General features: G+C 57.3%; 5 protein-coding genes and 1 pseudogene. All 6 read right to left on the reverse strand.

The features are described from left to right. The coding region (locus tag E1297_RS04360) for a methyltransferase domain-containing protein (RefSeq protein ID WP_155134366.1) at positions 1-383 on the reverse strand (383 nt) is incomplete at its 3' end. Continuing rightward, positions 380-1,000, reverse strand: coding sequence for a pimeloyl-ACP methyl esterase BioG family protein (locus E1297_RS04365; RefSeq protein WP_155134369.1), 621 nt, complete (start codon positions 998-1,000; stop codon positions 380-382). The genes E1297_RS04360 and E1297_RS04365, both read right to left, overlap by 4 nt. Further along, a complete protein-coding gene (gene bioA / locus E1297_RS04370) occupies positions 997-2,283 on the reverse strand; it encodes an adenosylmethionine--8-amino-7-oxononanoate transaminase (RefSeq protein WP_155134372.1) in 1,287 nt (428 codons plus the stop codon). Before bioA ends, E1297_RS04365 begins: the two co-directional genes overlap by 4 nt. Further along, the gene (gene bioD, locus E1297_RS04375; RefSeq protein ID WP_155134375.1) at positions 2,280-2,900 is read right to left on the reverse strand and encodes a dethiobiotin synthase; all 621 of its coding nucleotides are present in this window, start codon (positions 2,898-2,900) and stop codon (positions 2,280-2,282) included. Before bioD ends, bioA begins: the two co-directional genes overlap by 4 nt. After that, positions 2,882-4,021 carry an 8-amino-7-oxononanoate synthase gene (locus E1297_RS04380; protein ID WP_155134378.1) on the reverse strand — a complete coding sequence of 380 codons (1,140 nt, stop codon included), beginning with the start codon at positions 4,019-4,021 and terminating at the stop codon, positions 2,882-2,884. Before E1297_RS04380 ends, bioD begins: the two co-directional genes overlap by 19 nt. Continuing rightward, a pseudogene (bioB, locus tag E1297_RS04385) lies at positions 4,018-5,004 on the reverse strand (biotin synthase BioB). The gene E1297_RS04380 and the pseudogene bioB overlap by 4 nt, the downstream one beginning before the upstream one ends. Positions 5,005-5,021 lie beyond the last annotated feature (17 nt).

A 5,021-nucleotide genomic window follows, 5' to 3' on the forward strand; every position in this document is an offset into this window, starting at 1 on the left:
TGCAGCAGGGCTGCAGGCTTGTCCAGCCATTGAATGGCGGAAGCGGATGCAATCAGGTCCGGGGATTTGGGCCAGTCCACTTCGCGAATATCGCCGCATAGGAAAGAACTGACATCTGAAAAGCTCATGAGATGTGAGGCCGGCACCAGATCATTCAGGATGATCTCTGCCGGATTAAAGGCAGCACGCATTCTATTGGTCAGATGCCCGGTGCCGCAGCCAAATTCAAAAACCCTGTCAAACTGCAGGGGCGCACAGTGATATTGCAGGCGTTCAACCAGTTTCCGGGCAATAAGCGCCTGTTCACTGGCGGCCGCATGATAGCTGTCCCGGCTGCGAAAAAAGCTCGCCCGCACTCGCTGCCTTGCGGAGGGATGTGTCATGTGAGCCAGTCTTCCCAACTCTGCGTGGCATCAAAAGGTTGGTGTGGGGCGTTGATATACCGGATTGCGCTTTCTTGTTCAGACCAGGCACTGGTCTGCGCCTTGGACGGGATGATCCGGTCTGCTGTTGAAATCCAGATCCGGTCAAATGGCAGTGGTGCGGCTGCCCCACGCCGGATAATCACTGCCAACTCTTCCCGCAGGCCTTCCATATCCGGGTTGGGGTTGCCAATTATCATGCCACAGCGCCTGAAAAACCGAGCGAGCGTTTCCTGTGACAAGGAGTTGGTCGTTGCCACAAGCACATCCGGATCTATGCCTTTGTCCCGGCACGATGGAAACGGTGTTCCGTTGACCGCAACAAGGCGATCCGGGCGATATCCCGTGGCATGAAACCAGTGAAGAGCGGACACGACGCCAAAGGAATAGGCCAGTACGGAACGGGTGTCGTAGCGGTCAGTCACTGCCGGGTCGAGGTCAAGGTGCCTGTAGTCATCCACGACCAGCACATCGTCGGACCCCTGGAGGCTCTCGAAAACACTGGAGCCGGTAGCCCAGCCACCAAAGAGCAGGATCAAACGGGAGGAGCCCTGCCGCTTCAGCCAGCGTGTTTTCATGAGAGGCTCCCGGCCAGCGCGATCATCTCCGCGGTTACGCGGGACAAGTCATGTTGCGAGATGATAAAGGGTGGCATGCAATAGATGTTGCGGCCAAAAGGGCGCAACCAAACACCCGTTTCCATTGCGCGCCGGTGTGCAACTTCCGGGTCTACCCGCGCGTTCATCTCGATGACCCCAATTGCGCCAAGGACGCGCACATCCCGGACATGCTTCAGGTCCCTGGCGGACTGAAGCTCGGCTTCAAGCTGTGTTTCGATCGATCTGACGCGGGTTTGCCAGCCGCCGTCATCCAACAAGGTTAGGCTTGCAATGGCAGCCGCGCATGCAAGCGGGTTTGCCATATAAGTCGGGCCGTGCATGAAGACACCCGGGTGTCCGGTACCGATCTGTTCGGCCACTTGCCGGCTGGTAACCGTTGCGGCAAAGGATACGTGCCCGCCGGTCAGGGCTTTGCCGAGGCATAAAATATCCGGAACCACTCCAACCGCATCCATCGCGAACAACAAGCCGGTTCTGCCGAAACCGGTTGCAATCTCGTCGAAGATCAAAAGAATGTTGTGAGCGTCGCACAGTGTCTTGGCCTGACGAATCCACTCGGGATGGTAGAAGTGCATCCCCCCAGCGCCTTGCACCAAAGGTTCCAGGATCAATGCTGCAATGCGGTCCGCATTGCATGCAAGCAGAGCTTCAAGCTCACCTAGACCATTCGCAGCTGGATCGTCAGGCCATTGATCCCGGACACTGATCGGCGGACATGGAGCAAAATGCTGAATTGAAAGTGCGCCTTGGAACAGGCCGTGCATCCCTGTGACCGGGTCGCATACGCTCATGGCCTTCCAGGTATCCCCGTGATAGCCGCCGCGGATTGTGGCGAATTCCACTTTGCCCGTTCTCCCGGCCGCCATTTGGTATTGAACGGCCATCTTCATCGCCACTTCAACCGAAACCGAGCCGCTGTCGCAGTAGAAAATCCGGTCGAGATCCGGAGGCATCAGGCCGACAAGTTTTTGACCGAGTTCCACTGCAGGCAGATGGGTCAACCCGCCAAACATGACATGCGGCATACGCTCAAGTTGTGCCTGCATGGCGGCAACAATTTTCGGATGGCGATGTCCGTGGATCGCGCACCACCAGGAGGACATGGCATCAATCATCCGGCTGCCATCGTCACATTCAATCCACACGCCCTCCGCGGTGTCTATCAAATGCATCGGGCCGGAAGCCGTGGCGTTGGAATAGGGGTGCCAAAGGTGTTTTGCGTCGAATTCCAGCGGTGTCATAGCGTGGCCCGGATATAGTCTGTATCGATTGCGCCAAAGGCCTTGGCCAATGTGATGCTGTTGAGCGGGGTAAGCTCTGGCAGGCGGCCGAGATGCTGCACAGCACACATTTGGCATATGGTCTGTTCAACCTTGTCTTCAGCGCCTCCATTGAAGATGACGCCCAGAACATTGGCTCCGGCAGCCCGCAGGGCCCGGACAGTCAGAGCCGTATGGTTGATTGTACCAAGGGCCGTTCTTGCGACGATGAGAACGGGGGCTTGCCACCTCGTAAAAACATCGAGGAAAAACGTCTGACGGTTGAGCGGGACCAAAACACCACCAGCCCCTTCGATCACCAGTGTTCGGTTGGTTTGCGGCATCGCGAGGCGGTCGGGGTCAATTTCCATGGCTTCATCTTCGGCTGCCAGATGCGGTGAGGCCGGAAGGTTCAGCCGGTAGCATTCCGGTATGATCCGGGCTCCGGTCAACTTCGAAACCCATGCGCTGTCCGTAGTCTCCTGCAGGCCCGCCTGAACCGGCTTCCAGTAGTCGGCTGCCAGCACCTGAACGAGTCCCGCAGACACCACTGTCTTCCCGACGCCGGTATCCGTACCGGTCACAACAAGGCTGGACATGAAGTCTCCCGCATCTGGTTGCCGATTGCCTCAAACAGGTTCGAAATATCGGATGTGTTCACATGCCCGGTGATGGAGACACGAAGCCGGGATGTTCCGGGCGGAACCGTCGGAGGCCGAATCGCGCGCACGTCAAATCCCTGATTTTGAAGATCTTGTGCCCGCATCAAGGAAAGATAGTCGTTGCCAACGAGTACCGGAACTATCTGGGTTTCCAATCCGGCCAATCCCAGGAACCGGTGGGCTTCCTTGTGGGCATGGTTAATCCTGTCCCATGCTGCAAGAGCCAGCTCCGGGCTCTCGTCGAGCATCTTCAATGCAGCGCGGACAAGTGCAGCGGTCAAGGGAGGCGGGGCGGTAGCAAAGATGAAAGGCCGGGCGCGGTTGATCAGTATGTCGATCATAACACGGGGACCGCATAGCAAAGCTCCCGAGACCCCAAGTGCCTTGCCGCATGTGTGAAGGGTCAATGTATCTGACTTCAAATCCGATGCCAGTCCGCAGCCTCGTCTCCCGAACAAACCTGTTGCATGGGCTTCATCCACGACAAGGATCGCCCCAACCGATTGCGCGAGGGCGTCAAGGTCCCGAAGCGGGGCGAGGTCGCCTTCCATGGAATAGACACTTTCGACCACGAGCCAGATCTGGCCCCGCCCGCCTGCTGTGCGCCAGGCCTGAACGATTTCGCTGGCATGCGAAATGTCGTTGTGCCGAAAGCATTTTTTGTCGGCTCGTCCAAGACGCATGCCCTCATGCGCGCTGGCATGAACTAGAGCGTCGTAAAGAACCAGATCGCCAGCGGCAGGCAGGCAGGAAAAGACGGCCTGATTGGCCTGAAACCCTCCGCCCATAAAAAGTGCCGCCTCCGAGCCGAAAAAGCGAGCGGCTTCCCGTTCGAGGCCTTCATGCTCGGGCGAATTGCCACGCAACAATCTCGAGCCCCCCGCGCCCAGGGCAACCTTGCGCTCAAGGGCCTCAGCTGCCGCCTTGTAGAGAGCAGAAGATGCTGACAACCCGAGATAGTCATTGGAGGAAAAATCCAGCCCGCGGGCTGGTGTCAGGGAACGCAGCCGGTTTCTCGCTTTGAGCGCATCAAGTGTTTGTTCGAGGCGGGTGGTCATGCCGGTCTGGTCTGCGGCTGCTTTTCTTCGGTCCCCGTTTCCATTGCCGAAATGCCGAGCTTTTGGAAAAGGAGATGGTCCGCATCTTCCTCCGGGTTTTCAGCGGTCAGCAGCGTGTCACCGACAAAGATTGAATTTGCTCCTGCAAAAAAACACATGGCCTACATCTCGTCGCTCATGCCACTGCGGCCCGCAGAAAGCCGTATATGAGCCTTCGGCATCATGATCCGGGCAAGTGCTATCATGCGGACAAATGCGATCGGTTCCAAAGGTTGGGCCTCTGCCAGAGGAGTGTTTTCTTGCGGCATCAGCATGTTGATGGGAACAGAGTCGGGCGGCACCTGCAGATTTGCCAAGGTGACCAGCATGTCTATCCGGTCATCGAGCGTTTCCCCCATACCGAGAATGCCGCCGGAACAGACCTTTATTCCGGCTTCGCCGACCCGGTTCAGCGTATCGATCCGGTCGGCGAATGACCGTGTCGAGATGATTTCAGGGTAATATCGCTCGGACGTATCGATATTGTGATTGTAGTAGTCCAGCCCGGCGTCTCGGAGCGCTGCAATCTGATGGTCCGACAACATGCCAAGGGTCATGCAGGTTTCCATACCCAGGGCCTTCACGCCCTCTACCATGGCGACAAAGACATCCATCTCCCGGTCTTTCGGCTCCCGCCAGGCGGCGCCCATGCAATAGCGACCCGCTCCGAGTTCGCGAGCCTTTTTGGCTTCCCCAATTACCTTCTCGACGGCAATCAGTTTGGAAGCTGAAAGTTTGGCCCCGTTCCGGGCGGATTGAGAACAATAGGCACAATCCTCTGGACAGCCTCCGGTCTTGATTGAATGCAGTTTCGACAACTGTACCTGATTGGGGTCGAAATGGGCCCTGTGTGTCGTGTGAGCTTGATGAAGCAGATCCATAAACGGCAGATCATGAACAGTCTTCGCCTTGCGCAAGGTCCAGGGTCTACGGGTGCATTTCATTTTATCTATAAAAATCC

The sequence above is a fragment of the Roseibium sp. RKSG952 genome (genome assembly GCF_009711355.1).